Raw genomic sequence first — 17,751 nt, forward strand, 5'->3', positions numbered from 1 at the left:
GCGTTGTCATGCAACTGACGCGAAACGCGCCAGACACAAGACGGTTCGCTATTTTTTTGCTTTAGGCAGAGAAATGCGGATGCTGAGGTCCTGAAGCTGTCTTTGCGACACTTCGGACGGCGCTCCCATGAGCAGGTCTTCGGCCTGCTGGTTCATGGGGAACATGACCACCTCGCGTAAGTTCTCCTCGCCGCACAGCAGCATGACCATGCGGTCGATACCCGGCGCGATGCCGCCATGGGGCGGTGCGCCGTATTGCAGCGCGCGCAACATGCCGCCGAAGCGATTCTCGAGCTCTTCTTTGGGATAGCCGGCAATAGCGAAGGCCTTCTCCATGATCTCCGGCTTGTGGTTCCGGATCGCGCCGGAGGACAGCTCCACACCGTTGCACACGAGATCGTACTGGTAAGCCAGGATCTCCTCGGGCTCGATGGCATCGAGCGCCTCAAGTCCGCCTTGCGGCATGGAGAACGGGTTGTGGGAGAAGTCGATCTTCTGCTCGTCCTCGTTCCACTCGAACATGGGGAAGTCGACGATCCAGCAGAAGTCGAAGCGGTCCGTCGCCGAGAGTTTCAGATCGTCGCCTATTTTGACCCGCGCCTGCGCGGCGAAGTCGGCAAACTCTTTTGGGAGCCCGGCAACGAAGAACACCGCATCGCCGTCCTCAAGGCCAAGCTGCTCGCGGATCGCCGCGGTGCGCTCCGGCCCGACATTCTTGGCCACCGGTCCTGCACCTTCGCCCTCACGGTAGAAGATATAGGCCATACCCGGCTGGCCCTCGCCTTGCGCCCAGGCATTCAGGCGGTCGCATACCGCGCGGGAGCCGCCGCCCTTGCCGGGGATCGCCCAGACGCGCGCATTCGCGTCCTTCTCGATCATGCCCGCGAAGATCTTAAAGCCGGAGCCGCGGAAGTGGTCCGTGACGTCCTGCATCTCGATCGGGTTGCGCAAGTCCGGCTTGTCGGTGCCGTATTTGCGCATGGACTCCGCGTACGGAATGCACGGGAAGTCCTGCGTCACTGGCTTGCCGTCGGCGAACTCCTCGAACAGCGCCCGCAAGATCGGCTCGACCGTCTCGAAGATGTCTTCTTGGGTGACGAAGCTCATCTCCAGATCGAGCTGGTAGAATTCGCCTGGGCTGCGGTCGGCGCGCGCATCCTCGTCGCGGAAGCACGGCGCAATCTGGAAGTAGCGGTCGAAGCCGCCCATCATAATGAGCTGCTTGAATTGCTGGGGTGCCTGCGGCAGCGCATAGAATTTGCCCGGATGCACGCGGGACGGCACGAGATAGTCGCGCGCGCCTTCCGGCGACGAGGCCGTCAGGATCGGCGTCTGAAACTCGAAGAAGCCCGCTTCGACCATGCGCCGGCGCAAGGACGCGATAATCTCCGCGCGCTTCATGACGTTGTTGTGCAACGTCTCCCGGCGAAGATCGAGGAAGCGGTTTTTGAGCCGGGTCTCTTCCGGATAGTCCGGCTCGCCGAACACCGGCAGCGGGAGTTCGGCCGATTCCGACAAGACCTCAAGCCCCTCGACCCGCACCTCGACCTGGCCCGTGGGCAGGTTGGGGTTGATGGTGTCCTCGGAGCGCGCCACCACCTTGCCGTCGATCTTGACGACCCATTCGGGCTTCAGGGTCTCGGCCGCGGCGAAAACCGGCGAATCGGGATCGGCCACGATCTGGGTGATGCCGTAATGGTCGCGCAGGTCGATGAACAATAGGCCGCCATGATCGCGAATCCGGTGCACCCAGCCGGAAATACGGACGGACGTGCCGACATCGTCGCTGCGGAGCGCGCCGCAAGTGTGGGTGCGATAAGCGTGCATGGCTCTGAAAGGACTCAAGGGTGGGAGGTCAGCTTCGGTGCCGCGGAACACCGCACAGGAAGCGCGCCCTTGTCAAGGCGGGCGCCTCCAGCGCGGCCCTTCGCCTCGGCATGGGACGGCAGGCGAGCCAGGGGCCCGCGCGCGCATCAGGCGAATATCGCCTGCTTTCGGGGAATTTCCGGCATTGACCGCATCTGCGGCCCCCGGCCCTGTCCGAAAAATTCCCACATTGCCCGGTTACGGGGTGCCGGACGGTAGGCTATACCCGCCCCCCATGGATTTGATTACCCGTACTGAGGACCTCGCGGCGGCTTGCGGCAAGCTCTCCACCGCTTCCTTCGTCACCGTCGATACCGAGTTCATGCGCGAGCAGACCTTCTGGCCGCGCCTGTGCCTCATTCAGATCGCCGGCGGCGAGACCGAGATCCTGATCGACAGCCTGGCGCCCGATCTCGACCTCCAGCCCTTCTTCGACCTCATGGTCGACGAGAGCGTGCTGAAGGTCTTTCACTCCGCGCGCCAGGACATTGAGATCGTGCATCACCTGGCGGGCGTCGTGCCACAACCGATCTTCGACACGCAAGTCGCGGCCATGGTGTGCGGCTTCGGCGAGGCGGTCAGCTATTCGATGTTGGTGAAGCGGCTGCTGGGGCACAACCTCGACAAGAGCTCCCGCTTCACCGACTGGAGCCGCCGCCCTCTCACCGACCGGCAGCTGACCTATGCGCTCGGCGATGTGACCTACCTCCGCGACCTTTACCCCAAGCTCCGCGCGCAGCTCGACAAGTCCGAGCGGGCCAGCTGGCTCAGCGAGGAGATGGGGGTGCTGACCGACCCCGCGACGTACGAGGCTCACCCCGAGCATGCCTGGCGCCGGCTCAAGATGCGGATCAAGACGCCGAAGGCGCTGGCGATCCTGATGGAGCTGGCCGCTTGGCGCGAGCGCGAAGCGCAGACCCAAGACGTACCGCGCGGACGCATCCTCAAAGACGAGGCGCTTTACGATATCGCCGGTCAAGCCCCGCGCACGGCGGAGGATCTCGGATCCTTGCGCTCGCTGCACAACGGCTTCGCCCGCTCGCAGCGCGGCCGCGCCGTGTTGGAGACGGTGCAGAAGGGCCTCGACCGTGATCCCAGCACAGTCCCGCCGCTTCGACGTGGCGAGCCCATGCCGCCGGAAGCGCAGGCGATCGTCGATCTCTTGCGCGTGTTGCTAAAAGCGACCGCGGGACGCCACGGCGTGGCGCCGAAACTCATCGCTACGTCCGACGATCTGGAGCAGATTGCCCGTTCCGACGATGCGGACGCGGCCGCTTTGCGCGGCTGGCGGCGCAAGCTGTTCGGGGAAGACGCCCTTGCTCTGAAGCGCGGAGACTTGTCTCTCGCAATCCGGAAGGGCGCGGTACGGGTGCTACCGGCGGAAGATCCAGAAGACAACGCTTAGAAGCGTGGCAACGATGAGCGCCGTCGTGAACGGCAGGTAGAAGTAGAAATCCCCTAAGTCCACGACGATGTCGCCGGGAAGCCGGCCCAAGCCGTATTGCACGCTGGCCATGGTTAGCAAGATGACCAGCAACACATAAAAGACGATTATGCCCGCCCGCATGGCTTAACCCCGCCGCCGGTTCTCAATGCGCATGCGCACCGTGCTGCGCATGTCAGAGGGAAGCTCGTCCAGGACTTCAAGAAGTCCGCGCAGTTCCGAACGCAATCCGTGAATCTGATCGATCAGGTTAAGCAGCACCGGCACGTCCTCCTCGTCAAACCCAAGCTCGTCCTCCAGCGTGCAGATGAGATCGGCGCGCGCAATATCCGTTTCGGAATAGCTCCGCGCGGTCTCGTCCGCCGGCTTGATGAGTCCCTGACTCACCCAAATCCGCAGCCGGGTCACCGTGAGGCTGTGAACGCGCGCAACGACATCGTGCTCGGTCGGCATCACGCTTGCTCCTTCAGCTTGCTCCGCGGATCGTATGCATGGCTCTTGCGCCAATCTTCCGCGAAGCGCTTCAAGTCGTCATGGATCGTTTCAGGCATCATCACGGTCAGCTTCACCAACTGATCGCCTTTGCCCTTCACGCCGCGGCCCTTGAGGCGCAGCGTCTGGCCCGAGTTGGAGCCCGCGGGCACTGTCACCGCGACGCGCCCGCTAATCGTCGGCACCTCGACCTTGCCGCCGAGCACCGCCTCGTCGAAGCTGATCGGCACCTCGACCACGATGTCGCTGCCCTCACGGGTGAACACGGGGTGACCGCGAACGCCAATCTCCACAAGCGCATCGCCCGGAGGCCCCTCGCCCATCCCCGGCATGCCTTTGCCCTTGAGCCGCAGCACTTGCCCTTCGCTGACGCCGGGCGGAATGGTCACGTCGAGCGTGCCGCCATCGGGCAGCGTGATCCGCGTCTTAGTGCCGTTGACGGCATCCAGGAAGTTGATGTCGAGATGGTACTGCGCGTCTTGCCCGCGCATGGAGAACTGCGCGCCGCCACGGCGGCCGCCGCGCGCGCCAGTGAACATATCGCCGAACAGATCGCTGAAGTCGCCCATGTCCTCGAAACCCGCCGAGGAACGGTAGCGCGCGCCTTCCGGACCGCCGGCATGTTCGCGGTAGTAGCGGGCCTCGGGGCGCTCCTGTCCGCTCGCATCGATCTCGCCGCGATCGTACTGCCCGCGCTTATCGGGATCCTTCAGGATCGAATAAGCGTGGGAGATTTTCTTGAACCTGTCTTCAGCCGCCTTGTCCCCCGGATTGAGATCCGGGTGCAGCTTCTTGGCGAGCTTGCGGTAAGCCTTGGTGATTTCACCGGCCTTCGCGGTCTTGGACACGCCAAGTTCGGAATAGAGATCCTCTGCCATCGACCCATTCTAACGGCTGGAGTGAATGTCGCCGGTCAGGGCGTGGATTGTCATGCCCGGCTTGAACTCAAACTTGTTGTTACTGGATTCCCGCGTTCGCGTGAATGACAAACCTAGCCCGCCGCCAGCTGGAACGGCGCCCCGACCCTGATCTCAGGCTCCCGGTCCAGGAGATTGGCGAGCGTCTTGAAACGCCGCTCCACCCGCTCACCCTCAAGGTTCGCGTAGGGCTCCGGCAACTGCCAGATGAGGCGGTTTCCTTCATAGCTGAGCGGCGTATGGGGCAGAACACCCGGCATGGCCGCCGTGACCATATGAGCAGCGCGGAAGGCCGCACCCAGGATGCGGGCACGCTTCAGCGCTTCCTTGTCGACCAGTTCCACCAACCGCTGGCTCAACTCGTCGTTCTTGATCACCCCCTCATTGCGGTAGTAGGCGGCGAGCGCCAGGAAGGCGCGCCCCGGATGGTCCACGCCGACGAAATCGCCATGGGCCACCATATTGAGACACTGGGCCCCGCGGTAATCGGGATGCGCCCGCCAAGTGATATCCGACAGCAGGCACGCCGCCTGCCGCAGCCGGGTCTGCTCCGGCGTTTCCACGGGCCCCGGCATGCGGAATAACGGCTCGGTCCAGGCACTGAGCTCCCAAGCGTTTTGCTGCGAGCGTGAGCGCTGCTTGGCAAGGTAGGCACACGCCTCGATCAACGGATCCTTGGCACGTTCCTCGTCGCTCAACAGGTTGTAGAGCAGGCCTTCGCGGATACCGAGCACGGACACCACGATGGCGCGCGGCTTCATCTGCTTCATGAGCCGTTCAAGCACCAAGGCACCGTAGGGAATGGTTTCTCGCCGGGCGCTGGAGATGTCGCGAATGCCGGCAAGCGAACTTTGCGACTGGTGGTCGAGCAGCGAAGCGAATTTCAGCGCCTCGTCGGCCTCGATGCGATAGTTGTGCATCACCCGCAAAGGATAGTTGGTCTGCGTCATGTGCAGCCGCGCGAGCGCCCGCCACGTACCGCCGATGGCATAGAAATCGCGCCCCCGGCCCTTCTCCAGCCAGTCCAGCTTGGAAAAGGCCCTATCGACGATCTCCCGCGCCTTCTTCATATTGCCGCCGGACTCATCGATCAGCCGCAAGCCGCCAAGCGGCATGGTGATAGCGTCGGAGAGTCGCCCGCCGCGTACGTCGATGAGCTCGAGACTGCCGCCGCCGAGATCGCCGACGAAACCGTCCGCCGCGTAGATGCCGGCGATGATACCGAGTGCGGCAAGCTCCGCTTCCATCGTGCCCGACAACACCGTGACCTGCCGGCCGAGGATGCGTTCCGCCTGGGCGATGAACTCGGGCCCGTTCTCGGCCTCACGCGCCGCCGCCGTGGCAATGACCTCGATTCGCTCGGCCTTCAACTGGTCGGCCAGGGAGCGGAAACGCCTAAGCGCCCTGAGCGCCCGCGACACGCCTTCGGTATCGAGCTTGCCCGAACTGGCGATGGACCGCCCGAGCCCGCACAGCACCTTCTCGTTGTAGATGGGCCCCGGGGAACGAATCGCGTCGTCGTAGACGATGAGACGCACCGAGTTCGAGCCGATATCGACAACGGCGACTGGGCCTCGATCGTTGCGCGAGGCCATGCGACTAGACGTTCTCGACTGGACGCGTGAATCGCGGCGGCATGTTCTCCGTCAAGGACGTGCCGCGGCCAGACAGGCTCGGATTGGTCATGAAGTAGTTCTGGGCGCTGAAGGGCTCCTGCCCCGGCTCCACCTCGATGCGCTGGGAACTGCCATCGGGCATCACACGCCAGCTCTGGAGGTTGTCCTTGAGATTCGCCACCATGATTTGATCGAGTATCTGCTCGTGCACCGTTGGGTTCTTGATCGGTGTCATGGCCTCCACCCTGCGATTCAGGTTGCGCGGCATCATGTCGGCAGAACTGATATAGACCACAGCCTTGCGATGCGGAAGCCCGTGACCGGCGCCGAAGCAATAGATGCGCGAGTGCTCCAGGAAGCGGCCGACGATACTCTTTACGTGGATGTTGTCGGAGAGCCCCGGCACACCGGGCCGCAAGCAACAAATTCCGCGGACCACGAGGTCGATCTCCACCCCGGCCTGGCTCGCCTCGTAGAGCCCATCGATGATCTCGGGATCCACAAGGGAGTTCATCTTCATCCAAATGGCGGCGGGCCGGCCGGCCTTGGCGTGGTACATCTCCTCGCGAATGTGGTCGAGGATGCGCGCGCGGATGCCGTGCGGCGACACCGCCATGTCCTCCAGCTCCGCCGGCTCCGCGTAGCCCGTCACGTAATTGAAGATGCGCGACAGGTCGTTGCCGACCACCCGGTCAGCCGTGAAGAACGAGAGATCCGTATAGATTTTGGCCGTGACCTGGTGGTAGTTGCCGGTGCCCACATGACAGTAGGTGGCGAGTTCGCCGCGCTCGCGGCGGACGATCAGGCTCAGCTTGGCGTGGGTCTTCAGCTCTATAAAGCCGTAGACCACCTGGACGCCCGCGCTTTCCAGATCGCGCGCCCATTTGATGTTGGCTTCCTCGTCGAACCGCGCCTTCAGCTCGACCACCGCCGTGACCGACTTGCCGGCCTCGGCGGCGTCCTTCAGCGCCTCGATGATCGGCGAGGTCTTGCTGGTGCGGTAAAGCGTCCATTTGATCGCCACAACATCCGGATCGGCCGTGGCCTGCTTCAGGAACTGAAGCACCACGTCGAACGACTCGTACGGGTGATGGACGATGATGTCCTTCTTGGCGATGGCCGCGAAGCAATCGCCGTGATGCTCACGAATACGCTCCGGGAACCGGCTGACGAAAGGCTGGAACTTGAGATCGGGCCGGTCGGAGACGATGAGCTGGTTCGTGTCCGCAAGACCGATCAGCCCCTTCTGCACGAAGCTTTCGCGCTCGGAGACTTTCAGCTCTTGCATGACGAAGCGCTGGAGACGCGAGGGCATCGTGGCCTCCATCTCCAGCCGGATGACCGATCCACGCTTCCGGCGCTTCAGCGCGGACTCGAACACGCGCACCAGATCTTCGGCCTCTTCCTGCACCTCGATGTCGCTGTCGCGCACGACCCGGAACGCGCCTTGGCTTCTCACGCGATAGCCGGGGAAGAGCCTCGACACGAAAATGCCGACCACCGTCTCCAGCCGAATGAAGCGGATGGCCTCCTTGCTCCCCTCCTCTGCGGGAAGGCGGATGAACCGGTCGAGCTGCGGCGGGATGGGAAGCAGCGCGTGCATGGTCCGGAACGACCCTTCGCGCACCAGCTCCAGTCCCAGCGTAAAACCGAAATTCGGAATGAACGGGAACGGGTGAGCCGGATCGACGGCGATCGGCGTCAACACCGGGAAGATGTGGTTGAGGAAATGGTCCTCGAGCCAGGTCCGTTCCTGGCCGGCGAGCTGATCGGCGCTGAGCACATGAATTCCCGCCTCGCCGAGAAGCGCCTCCAGCGTGACCCAGGTCTCCTGCTGGTTCGCGGTCAAGTCGGCGACGGACTCGTTGATGCGGTCGAGCTGCTCTGTGGGCGTCAGTCCGTCTTGGCTAGGCGTTTCGATGCCGGCGACGACCTGCGCGCGCAAGCCTGCCACGCGCACCATGTAAAACTCATCGAGATTGTTGGCCGAGATCGATAGGAAGCGCAGGCGCTCCAATAGCGGCTGCCGCTCGTTCCCGGCCTCTTCCATCACACGCTTGTTGAAATTCAGCCAGGACAGTTCCCGGTTGTAGAAGCGGTCCGGCCCGAAGGCAGCAATGCGGGCAGCAGCGCCATCGGGTCCGACCTGTTCAGAAATGTTCATCGATATCCTCGTGAAGACCTGCGCCTCACCCCTCCTAGGGGGTTGTTCCAAGCGCATGGTACTCTGTCAAATGTATCACTTGCGTTACGGAAAACATCAATCCGCTGCGTCACTTATCGCTAACTTCACCCTCTAGCGTCTCGGTCACCAATTGGCGGCTGATCTTGCGGCCTGAGCGGAGCGCCACCCGGTCCACCGCCTCCACGGCCGCCGCGGCGGCCTCCAAGGAACGATCGATCCGTACCGCCATGAACTCCAGCACCTTGGGATCGATGTCGAGCTGCCGGTCGGCGAAATGCTTGAGCATCACGGTCCGCAGCAGCGCTTCGTCGGGAACGCCGATCTCCGTGACCGGAACGGCGCTGAGCCGCGAGGCAAGGTCGGGCAACCCGACCTCCCAGCGGTTTGCGCTGCTCCGCGACGTCAACAGCACGAAGAGGCGTTTCTCGCGCGCCAGGTTGAGCAGATGGAACAAGCTCTTCTCGTCGTAGCCCGCGCGGTCGGCGTCCTCCACCGCGACAGGCATGCTGGCGGGAAGCCGATCAATGACCTCGATGCCCAGATTCTCCGGATCGAGCGCGATGGCGCCGGCGCGTCCCTGCCACACGCGAACGAGATGCGTCTTGCCGCTTGCCGGCGGCCCGGTCAGAAGCTGCACCTGGTCCTGCCATTGCGGCCACGCGTCGACCAGCTTGACAGCCGCGGCGTTGCAATCGCTCACAAGGAAGTCCTCCGCGCCGAGCGCGGCGCGGTGCGGCAGATCGAAGGCAAGCTGAGCGAGGCTCACGAGGCTCTGGCCCGCGTCCGGGGGGCGCGAACCTTGCTTTCTCTGCGGCGGCGCCGGATGGCGCCCGGTTCCGGCTCGTAGCTGTTCATATGTTGGAGCCATGCCCAGAAATACGCGGCGGCCGAAAGGATGGTGAAGGTCCCGGTCACCCAGATCAGCAGCCAGATGAGCCAGTCCAATCCGAGTCCGAGGCCGAGTTCCGCCAGCACCACGCCTGCCAGCGCGATCTGCGCGCAAGTGTTCACTTTGCTGATAAGCAGCGGCTTCACGGTGATCGGCCGCGACATCATCCAGGCGAGCAGCACGGCGCCGACGATAAGAATGTCCCGGCTCACCACGGCGATCACCAGCCACACCGGCAAATGGCCCGCGAGCCCAAGCGTGACGAAGATCGTCACGAGCAGCGCCTTGTCCGCGATGGGATCGAGATAGGCGCCGAGTTCGGTGTGCCAGCCATAGCGCTTGGCAAGGAACCCGTCGGCCGCGTCGGAGAGCCCGGCCAGCACGAACACCCCAAACGCCACAAGCATCTCATTATCGATGATGAGCCACACCAGCAGCGGCACGGCCACGATTCGCGCGAGCGTCAGTGTGTTGGGGATATTCACCAGCAGTTCTCCAAATAATCCGGCCGTCCCAAAGTGGATTTTAGCAGATTCCGCCGGTGAATTGGCCCGGCGCCGCGCGTGACGAAAGTCAGCACCATGTGGGGATTCAATCTGCGAGCAGCCACGTCTAATTGCCTGAAACGGTTGGAATGCGTCGCCTGTGAGGCCTTTCCGCCTTGACGGCTCCCGTCCGGCACGATTGTTATGCCAAATCCTTCGAACTTGCACCACGAGTGGCTCAACTGCCCCCGCAATCCAAAAGCCCAGACCCACACGGCAAGCCGCTGACCTATCGTGACGCGGGCGTCGATATCGATGCCGGCAATGCGCTGGTCGAAAAGCTCGGGCCCCTGGCCGCCAAGACCAAGCGGGCGGGCGTCCTTGGCGGCCTTGGCGGGTTCGGCGGCCTCTTCGACCTCAAGGCTTGTGGCTACAAGGACCCGCTTCTCGTCGCCGCCACCGACGGCGTCGGCACCAAGCTCAAGCTCGCCATCGAGACGGGGCTGCACGCGTGGATCGGCATCGACCTTGTCGCCATGAGCGTGAACGATCTCGTGGTGCAAGGCGCCGAGCCGCTGTTCTTCCTCGACTACTTCTCGACCGGTGCGCTCGATGTCGGCGTCGCCGAGACGATCGTGGGGAGCATCGCGCAAGGCTGCGCCGAGGCCGGCTGCGCGCTGATCGGCGGGGAGACCGCCGAGATGCCCGGCCTCTATGAGCCGGGCGACTACGACCTGGCCGGCTTCGCCGTGGGCGCCGTGGAACGGGACAGCCTCTTGCCGCGCACCGACCTCGCCGAGGGCGATGTGCTGATCGGGCTCCCCTCCTCTGGGGTTCACGCCAACGGCTTCTCGCTGGTCCGCAAGGTCGTCGCGGCGAGCGGGCTTGGGTGGGACGATCCTGCCCCCTTTGCGCCGAGCCTGAAGCTCGGCCAAGCGCTCCTCACCCCGACACGGATCTATGTCCGCCAGCTCCTTGATACGATTCGCGGAAATCCGGGGGCGGTGAAGGCGCTATGCCACATCACCGGCGGCGGGCTGATCGACAATCTACCGCGCGTCCTGCCTGCAGGTCTCACCGCCGCCATTGACCAAAGCGCCATGCCCCTGCCGCCAGTGTTTGAATGGCTCCAGGCGGAGGCGCGGCTCGACCCCCTCGAGATGTACCGCACCTTCAATTGCGGGATCGGCATGGTGGCCGTCGCGGCCGCGGACGATGCGACGCGCGTGCGAGACGCCCTCGGGGCGGAAGCGGTCGTGATCGGCACCCTTGTTCAGCGCGGAGACGGCGCAGCCGTCCGGCTCGATGGAAAGCGGAGCGCGTGATGACGAAGAAGCGCGTCGGCGTCCTCATCTCCGGGCGCGGCAGCAACCTTCAGGCGCTGATCGAGGCGGCCAAGGCGCCTGACTACCCGGCGAAGCTCGCACTCGTCGTCTCCAACGTAGCGGGCGCGCAAGGTCTCGCCCGGGCCGACGATGCGGGCATTCCAACGCAGGTGGTCGACCACAAGGCCTTCGCGAGCCGCCCCGGTTTCGAGGCCGTGCTGGATGAGGCTCTCCACGGCGCGGGCGTGGATCTGTTGTGCAATGCCGGCTTCATGCGGCTTCTGACGGAGGACTTCGTGACCCGCTGGCTGAACCGCCATCTCAATATCCACCCCTCCCTGCTCCCGGCCTTCAAGGGACTCAATACCCACGCGCGGGTCGTGGAGGCGGGCGCCAAAATCACCGGCTGCACGGTCCATTTTGTGCGCGCGGCCATGGATGACGGCCCGATCGTGGCCCAGGCCGCCGTACCCGTTGCCCCAGACGATACCGAGGATAGCCTGGCCGCACGGGTCCTGGCGGCGGAGCACAAGCTCTACCCCCACGCGCTCCGGCTGGTCGCCTCGGGGGACGTCCGCGTGGAGGGGGAGCATGTGGTCGGAATTTCACGGCCGGAGGGCGAAAATGCCCTCTTTTCGCCGCCACTTCCCGGCACGCTTTGATCCTCGCGCCATCGGACCTAAGATGGAAGATTGGACAGCGCATGTTGACCCAGCTCAACATGCGGCGTTCCCAACCATGGACAATCCGGACGGCTGGATGTTAGGAACGGCCAATTCAACACAATTCCCGCGAACTGCCATAGGGGAAGCCCCTAGGGTCGAGGCAGCGCGGAGGGCCGTTTCCTGAGCTGCGGGTTGGCCCTATGGGGTCGAACCCGAGATTGAACGCTCAGGAGCGGGGGAAGGGCGTAAATGGCGGACATGACGGTCGCCTATTCTCCGTCACACGGGCTTGGCGAAGAGCAGAGCATCTGGTTCAAGCTCACACCGCTTTTGAACCAGGAGAACCCTATGCAGGTTCTCGCGGCGCTCAGCGACAAATACAACGGCGTCATCCCGATCAATCTAAAGAACCAGCGCGTCGTGCTCTTGAGCGAGCCCGAGTACGCCGAGCGCGTGCTCGTAACAAACGCCGACAACTACACAAAGTATTTCGATGGGCTCCGCCCCATCTTCGGCCGCAGCATGATCACCATCGACGGTGCGCTGTGGCAGAAAATTCGCACACCTCAGCAGGCGGCCTTCCATCCGCAGATGTTCGAGGAGTACTTCCCCTATCTGATGTCGGCCATCGACTCCAAGATGGACCGCTGGGCGAAATTCGCTTCGACCGGCGAGACCATCGAGATGGTGGAAGAGACCTGGACGCTCGCCGCCGAAATGATTTGCAAGGCGCTGTTCGACCGCGAGATGCCATTCAACCCACACTTCGTGTTCAAGCAGGTGAAGACCTACACCGACGTGATGAACCACAAGTCCATCCGTCTGAAGAACGTGCGCGGCGAACTTGTCGAGATGACCGGCGAGGACACGGCCAAGGCCATGGAAGTGTGGCACTCGGTGCCCGACATGGTTATCGGCGCCGACGTCGTCGAGGATCGCGACAAGACACTGCTCAACATGCTGCTGGAGGCCGAGGCCGATCCGCAGTTCCCGGAGTTCGACCGCCGCCAGGTCGTCGACGAGATCAAGCAATATCTGTGGGCCGGCACCGAGACCACCGCGCTGACGCTCGCCTGGTCACTCTATCTTCTGTCGCAGCACCCTGAAGCCATGGAGCGCATCCGCGCCGAGACGCGCGCCGTCTGCGGCGATGCCGATCCGCAATGGAACCAAGTGCAGCAACTCACCTACACGAGGCAGGTGATCCAGGAGACCATGCGTCTCTTCCCGCCGATCTGGGCACTGATCCGCATTGCCGCCGGCGACGACGACATCGCGGGCCACAAGATCAGAGCGGGCGACAAGATCGTGATGCTGACCTATATCGCCCATCACAACCCGAAGTACTGGGACAACCCGGAGAAGTTCGATCCGGAGCGTTTCGCACCGGAGCGCGCCAAGAAGCGGGTGAAGTACTCCTACCTGCCGTTCGCCGCCGGCAAGCGGTCTTGCATTGGCGGGGCGCTGTCGCAGATCGAAAACATGCTGGCGCTGGTCCAGCTGCTGCGGCGCTTCACGCCCGAATATGTCGGGCCCAACCCGGCAAAGATCCACGCCACGGTGACGCTCTGCCCAAAGGGCGGCCTGCCCTTCCGCATCCGCGAACTGAGCTAGACGCGCTTAGCGCTTGAGTGCTTCCGTCACCATGGGGCAGCCGAGCGTCTTCTCCAGCGCGTCCGTGAGTTCCTCTTCCGTCTCGACGGTCGTGTAGAGCCCGCCGGTCTCCTCGGCGAGGCACCTGGTCTCGACGACCGCCTGCTCGCCTGTCCAGGTAATCCCCTTCACCCGCAAGCCGATGACATGCACGGTGAGCTGCAGCCCGTCTTTGCGGAGTTCCTTGCCGAGGTCGCATGGCTTGCCGCCGCAGGTCTCTTCACCGTCGGTGAGCACCACGATCACGCCGGGCTTGGCACGGTAGTCGAGCACGCGCGCGGCTTGGGCAACCGCCTTCGACAACGGCGTCTGGCCCGCGGGCGTCAAGCCGTTCACCGCATCGAGTATGCGCTGCGCCGCGCTTGGCGCAGGGCTTAAGTCGAGTTGCACGTTGCATGTCTGATAAGGACCGGGCCCATAGGTGATGAGCCCGACGCGGCGGAAACGCGTGATGCGCGGCAAGATCTCGGCGAGCGCAATGCGCACTCTGTCGATGCGGCTGACAGCGGTGGGGTTCTCGCTGCCGTAGCCCCAGCCATTGCCCGACATCGAGCCCGAAGCGTCGAACACCAGCATGGCGTCTTCGGTGCAAGGCGCAGCCGGCTCGTCGGCTGCGTGCGCGAGCCTCTCGCCCACCGGGCTCACGGCCGCAACAAGGACGGCAAACACAAAGCTTTTGCTCAGAAGACCCATGATGGTGCAAGTTTAGCCCAACGGCGCACGCCAGGGCCGTAACATACCGCTAGTCGATCGTATGGGTTCTCGGGTCCGGCTCGTCCGTCGCGGCAGCGCCTGGCCCACGTTTCGCGGGCGGCTTGTCGTCGAGGTCAGGGAAGCCTGCGCGCAAATAGGCCACGATCTGGAAGATCTGTTCGTGGGAGAGCTGGTCCTTGAACCCCGGCATGGCGGTGCCGAACGGCGCCCCGCCTTCGGCGATGCTCCATAAGAGATACTGATCCACGGCAACCGGCTGCTGCACCATATAGGCGAGGAGCGCCGGCGACGGCTTCAGCGCGTAAGCAAGATCGCCATTGCCGAGCCCCCATTCGCCATGACACTTCTGGCAATGGCTCGCATAGAGCTGTCCGCCTTCAGAGATGGCGCGCACCGTGTAGCCCACCGTGTTCTCCGCCTTCTGATAGTCGTCCGGTATGCCGCCATTGACGAAGGTCGAGAAGCGCAGCATGCGCTGCCGCTGGTCGGGATCGAGATTGCGCATGCCCCAATCGAGGGCGGGCGACTGCGTCTTGGGGATGTCTTTGGGCACGCCGTTGGCATCCGGCGGCACATCTTCCGCGCGCGAGGTGATAGCCGGCAGAGCAAGCAGACCCGCCAGGACAGAGACCAAAAGGAGCATACGAGGCATGGTGGCATTCTTAGCCACCACGGCGGATCATGCCTTGCCGTAGATCAAAAGGAGGCGAACAGCCCTACCCGATGATCTCGGCCTTCTTAAAGCAGAGATCGATCTCGCGCTGGGCGCTTTCCGGGCTGTCGGAGCCATGCACCGAGTTCCGCTGCATGTTGACGCCGAAATCCTTGCGGATCGTGCCCGGCTCCGCATCGACCGGGTTGGTCCGCCCCATCACCGAGCGATTTCGGGCGATGGCGTCCTCCCCTTCGAGCACCATGAGCACGACAGGCCCCGAGGTCATGAACTGGATGAGGTCCTTATAGAAGGAGCGGTCCTTATGGATCTCGTAGAACTTCTGAGCGTCCTTCTTCTTCCACCAGACCCGCTTTTGCGCGATCACGCGCAAGCCGGCCCCCTCCAGACGCGCGATGATCAGCCCGGTGATGTTGCGCTCAGTGGCGTCGGGCTTAATGATCGACATCGTGCGTTCGCTGGCCATGCCCAAGTCCTTCTTGTCCTTTGATTCTTTGCCGGGCTTATAGCCATCAGGAATGACGGCCACAAGGCGCCTAAGGTAAACGGGGGCAAAAACCTGTTGGGGGGTGCCAAGCAAGGGCGGCCCAGAACGCCCAAGGAGGAAGACCGATGCTGTATGCCACGATCAAGGTCCTGCTGACGAGCGTCCTCGTGGTCGCAGTCTCCGAGGCCGCCAAGCGCAGCGCCCTGTTCGGGGCCATTATCGCCTCGATCCCCCTGACCTCCGTTCTGGCCATGATCTGGCTCTATATCGATACCGGCGATACGGAGAAGGTGGCCCGCCTGGCCTCAGGCATCTTCTGGCTGGTCCTGCCCTCTCTGGTCCTGTTTCTGACCTTGCCGCTGCTGCTGCGAGCCGGGGTCGATTTCTATGCGAGCCTGGCCGCCTCGGTCACGCTGACGGTCGGCGCCTATTTCGCCATGATCTATGGCTTGCGGCTTGCCGGCATCGAGATTTAGGCCTTCTGCTGCCAGCGGCCCTCCCCATCTTGCTGCCAATAGCTCACGGCGAAGCCCTTGTCCTTCGCCTCCGTCCATGCGGCCCGCGCCTGGGACACGGCGTCGTCGTCATGACCGTCGAACACATAGACCACCCGGGCGTAAGGCGATGCATCGTCGAGCGTGGCGCCATCGACGAGGAAGCGCACCGCCGCGTCGTTGGGATTGTCCGCCTCGACGGTCAGAAAGATCGGCTGCATCGCCGCCGTGCCGTCGCTGGACGTCCCGTGGGGTAGGAAGCTGTCCTCGCGAAAGGTCCACAGCAACGTGTTCAACGCCTCGACGCGCTCCGGGCTCGAAGCTTGCACCACTGCGCGCCACCCGCGTTCGAGCGAGCGTTCCAGCAGCGTCGGCAGCACCTGCTCCAGCGTGCGGCCCTCAAGGTGATAGAAGTAGACTTCCGTCTCGCCGCTCATGCCTTAGCGTCCCTTCACATAAGGGTTCTCGCCTTTACGCAAATTGAGCCTGATCGGCACACCGGGCAAGTCAAACGTCTCGCGCAAGCCGTTCACAAGATAGCGCACATAGGCATCCGGCAGAGCCTTGGGCAGCGAGCAGAACACCACGAAGGTCGGCGGCCGCGCATTGGCTTGCGTCATGTAGCGCAGCTTGATGCGGCGCCCCGAGACGGCCGGCGGCGGATGCGCTTCCGTTGCGCCGCGCAGCCACTGGTTCAGCGTATGCGTCGGCAAACGCCGGTTCCACATTTCGTCGGCGGCGACCACCGCCCGCATCAGCCTGCCGAGACCCTTACCGCTGTTCGCGGAGAGCGTGACCAGAGACACGCCTTTGACTTGCGGCAACAGCCGCTGGCACATCTCGCGCAACTCGGCCAGACGTTGCTGCCGGTCTTCCACGAGGTCCCATTTGTTGATGGCGATGACGAGCGCCCGTCCTTCTTGTGCAATCAAGTCGGCAATCTGGAGGTCCTGCTTCTCGAACGGTTGTTCCGCATCGAGCAGCAAGATCACCACCTCGGCGAAGCGGATAGCTTTGAGCGTATCGCCGACGGAGAGCACCTCCGCCTTCTTCTCGATACGCGCCTTGCGCCGCAGCCCTGCGGTGTCGAACACGCGCATGGGCCGGCCGTTCCACTCAATCTCCGACGCAATCGCATCACGGGTGATGCCCGCTTCCGGACCCGTAATCATGCGCTCCTCGCCAAGCAGCGCGTTGACAAGCGTGGACTTGCCCACATTGGGGCGTCCGACGACGGCGATGCGCAACGGATGCGGACCTGAGTCGGCCTCCACGGCATCCGTATCGGGCTCCGGCTTGCGAGCGCTGCAAGCCTGCTCGATGGCCTCCGCAATTTCGCCGATGCCAAGATCGTGCTCGGCGGAGATCGCCAAAGGCTCGCCCAGTCCCAACGCAAAGGCTTCGTAGTAGCCCGCCTCCGCGGCCCGGCCCTCCGACTTGTTGGCCGCCAGCACCACGGGCTTTCCCGACGCGCGGACGAGTTCGCCGAAGATTTCGTCCGCCGCTGTGATCCCGACACGTGCATCGATGAGAAACAGAACGAGATCCGCTTGCGCGATGGCTTCGTCCGTCTGCTGGCGCATGCGCGCGCTGAGGCCCTCATCGCCCGACTCGAGCCCCGCCGTATCGACCAGCGTGACGGCACAGGCCCCTAAGACCGTCTCGGCCTCGCGCCGGTCCCGGGTCAGGCCCGGCTGGTCGTCGACCAGCGCCAGCCGCTTACCGGCGAGCCGGTTGAACAAGGTGGACTTGCCCACATTGGGCCGTCCGACAATTGCGACAGTGAAGGACATGGGGACCGTTACGGCGCGAGAGGAAACCGGGCGGCGCGAGAGGCCAGCCCAAG

General features: G+C 63.8%; 18 protein-coding genes. 5 read left to right on the top strand and 13 right to left on the bottom strand.

Annotated features, from left to right (window positions below):
* Positions 1 to 48: 48 nt before the first annotated feature.
* The gene (gene aspS, locus ABY454_RS07590; protein WP_372929581.1) at positions 49 to 1,827 is read right to left on the bottom strand and encodes an aspartate--tRNA ligase; all 1,779 of its coding nucleotides are present in this window, start codon (positions 1,825 to 1,827) and stop codon (positions 49 to 51) included.
* A 274-nt stretch (positions 1,828 to 2,101) separates the two neighbouring features.
* Here aspS and rnd point away from each other — a divergent pair, with 274 nt between their 5' ends.
* Positions 2,102 to 3,271: a ribonuclease D gene (gene rnd, locus ABY454_RS07595; protein ID WP_372929582.1), complete on the top strand. Its 1,170-nt coding sequence runs from the start codon at positions 2,102 to 2,104 to the stop codon at positions 3,269 to 3,271.
* Here the strand turns inward: rnd and ABY454_RS07600 are convergent.
* The 7 genes from ABY454_RS07600 to ABY454_RS07630 all read right to left on the bottom strand — a co-directional run bounded on the left by ABY454_RS07600 (position 3,239) and on the right by ABY454_RS07630 (position 9,894).
* Entirely contained in the window at positions 3,239 to 3,433 is a 195-nt protein-coding gene (locus ABY454_RS07600; RefSeq protein ID WP_372929583.1) for a DUF2905 domain-containing protein, read from the bottom strand. The genes rnd and ABY454_RS07600 overlap by 33 nt on opposite strands.
* A 3-nt stretch (positions 3,434 to 3,436) precedes the next feature.
* Positions 3,437 to 3,763 carry a MerR family transcriptional regulator gene (locus ABY454_RS07605; RefSeq protein ID WP_372929584.1) on the bottom strand — a complete coding sequence of 109 codons (327 nt, stop codon included), beginning with the start codon at positions 3,761 to 3,763 and terminating at the stop codon, positions 3,437 to 3,439.
* Positions 3,763 to 4,680, bottom strand: coding sequence for a DnaJ C-terminal domain-containing protein (locus tag ABY454_RS07610; RefSeq protein WP_372929585.1), 918 nt, complete (start codon positions 4,678 to 4,680; stop codon positions 3,763 to 3,765). The genes ABY454_RS07605 and ABY454_RS07610 overlap by 1 nt, the downstream gene beginning before the upstream one ends.
* Before the next feature lie 113 nt (positions 4,681 to 4,793).
* Complete coding sequence (gene ppx, locus ABY454_RS07615; RefSeq protein WP_372929586.1) at positions 4,794 to 6,314, bottom strand: exopolyphosphatase; 1,521 nt, start codon at positions 6,312 to 6,314, stop codon at positions 4,794 to 4,796.
* Between the two features lie 4 nt (positions 6,315 to 6,318).
* Positions 6,319 to 8,499 (bottom strand): RNA degradosome polyphosphate kinase, encoded by a 2,181-nt coding sequence (locus ABY454_RS07620; RefSeq protein ID WP_372929587.1) that lies wholly within the window; start codon positions 8,497 to 8,499, stop codon positions 6,319 to 6,321.
* 109 nt (positions 8,500 to 8,608) lie between these two features.
* Positions 8,609 to 9,286, bottom strand: a complete 678-nt coding sequence (locus ABY454_RS07625; RefSeq protein ID WP_372929588.1) for a hypothetical protein — start codon at positions 9,284 to 9,286, stop codon at positions 8,609 to 8,611.
* Positions 9,283 to 9,894 (bottom strand): CDP-alcohol phosphatidyltransferase family protein, encoded by a 612-nt coding sequence (locus ABY454_RS07630; protein WP_372929589.1) that lies wholly within the window; start codon positions 9,892 to 9,894, stop codon positions 9,283 to 9,285. The genes ABY454_RS07625 and ABY454_RS07630 overlap by 4 nt, the downstream gene beginning before the upstream one ends.
* 242 nt (positions 9,895 to 10,136) lie before the next feature.
* On the opposite strand from ABY454_RS07630, the gene purM reads away from it, so the two are divergent.
* The 3 genes from purM (at position 10,137) to ABY454_RS07645 (ending at position 13,498) form a co-directional block, all read left to right on the top strand.
* The gene (gene purM, locus ABY454_RS07635; RefSeq protein ID WP_372929617.1) at positions 10,137 to 11,219 is read left to right on the top strand and encodes a phosphoribosylformylglycinamidine cyclo-ligase; all 1,083 of its coding nucleotides are present in this window, start codon (positions 10,137 to 10,139) and stop codon (positions 11,217 to 11,219) included.
* Complete coding sequence (gene purN / locus ABY454_RS07640; RefSeq protein ID WP_372929590.1) at positions 11,219 to 11,881, top strand: phosphoribosylglycinamide formyltransferase; 663 nt, start codon at positions 11,219 to 11,221, stop codon at positions 11,879 to 11,881. Before purM ends, purN begins: the two co-directional genes overlap by 1 nt.
* Before the next feature lie 252 nt (positions 11,882 to 12,133).
* Complete coding sequence (locus ABY454_RS07645) at positions 12,134 to 13,498, top strand: cytochrome P450 (RefSeq protein WP_372929592.1); 1,365 nt, start codon at positions 12,134 to 12,136, stop codon at positions 13,496 to 13,498.
* A gap of 6 nt (positions 13,499 to 13,504) precedes the next feature.
* On the opposite strand, the gene ABY454_RS07650 is transcribed toward ABY454_RS07645, so the two are convergent.
* The 3 genes from ABY454_RS07650 to ndk form a co-directional block, all read right to left on the bottom strand.
* The gene (locus ABY454_RS07650) at positions 13,505 to 14,230 is read right to left on the bottom strand and encodes a VWA domain-containing protein (RefSeq protein ID WP_372929593.1); all 726 of its coding nucleotides are present in this window, start codon (positions 14,228 to 14,230) and stop codon (positions 13,505 to 13,507) included.
* Positions 14,231 to 14,279: 49 nt separating this feature from the next.
* Complete coding sequence (locus ABY454_RS07655; RefSeq protein ID WP_372929594.1) at positions 14,280 to 14,894, bottom strand: cytochrome c; 615 nt, start codon at positions 14,892 to 14,894, stop codon at positions 14,280 to 14,282.
* A gap of 73 nt (positions 14,895 to 14,967) precedes the next feature.
* On the bottom strand, positions 14,968 to 15,390 hold the full coding sequence (gene ndk / locus ABY454_RS07660; RefSeq protein ID WP_372929619.1) for a nucleoside-diphosphate kinase: 423 nt from the start codon (positions 15,388 to 15,390) through the stop codon (positions 14,968 to 14,970).
* A 146-nt stretch (positions 15,391 to 15,536) separates the two neighbouring features.
* On the opposite strand from ndk, the gene ABY454_RS07665 reads away from it, so the two are divergent.
* Positions 15,537 to 15,887: a DUF3147 family protein gene (locus tag ABY454_RS07665; RefSeq protein WP_372929596.1), complete on the top strand. Its 351-nt coding sequence runs from the start codon at positions 15,537 to 15,539 to the stop codon at positions 15,885 to 15,887.
* Here ABY454_RS07665 and ABY454_RS07670 read toward each other — a convergent pair.
* Together ABY454_RS07670 and der are read right to left on the bottom strand one after the other, a co-directional pair.
* Positions 15,884 to 16,342: a DNA polymerase III subunit chi gene (locus ABY454_RS07670; protein ID WP_372929597.1), complete on the bottom strand. Its 459-nt coding sequence runs from the start codon at positions 16,340 to 16,342 to the stop codon at positions 15,884 to 15,886. The genes ABY454_RS07665 and ABY454_RS07670 overlap by 4 nt on opposite strands.
* Before the next feature lie 3 nt (positions 16,343 to 16,345).
* Complete coding sequence (der, locus tag ABY454_RS07675) at positions 16,346 to 17,698, bottom strand: ribosome biogenesis GTPase Der (protein WP_372929598.1); 1,353 nt, start codon at positions 17,696 to 17,698, stop codon at positions 16,346 to 16,348.
* Positions 17,699 to 17,751: the final 53 nt, after the last annotated feature.

Source organism: Methyloceanibacter sp., from assembly GCF_041573655.1.
Classification (GTDB): Bacteria; Pseudomonadota; Alphaproteobacteria; order Rhizobiales; family Methyloligellaceae; genus Methyloceanibacter.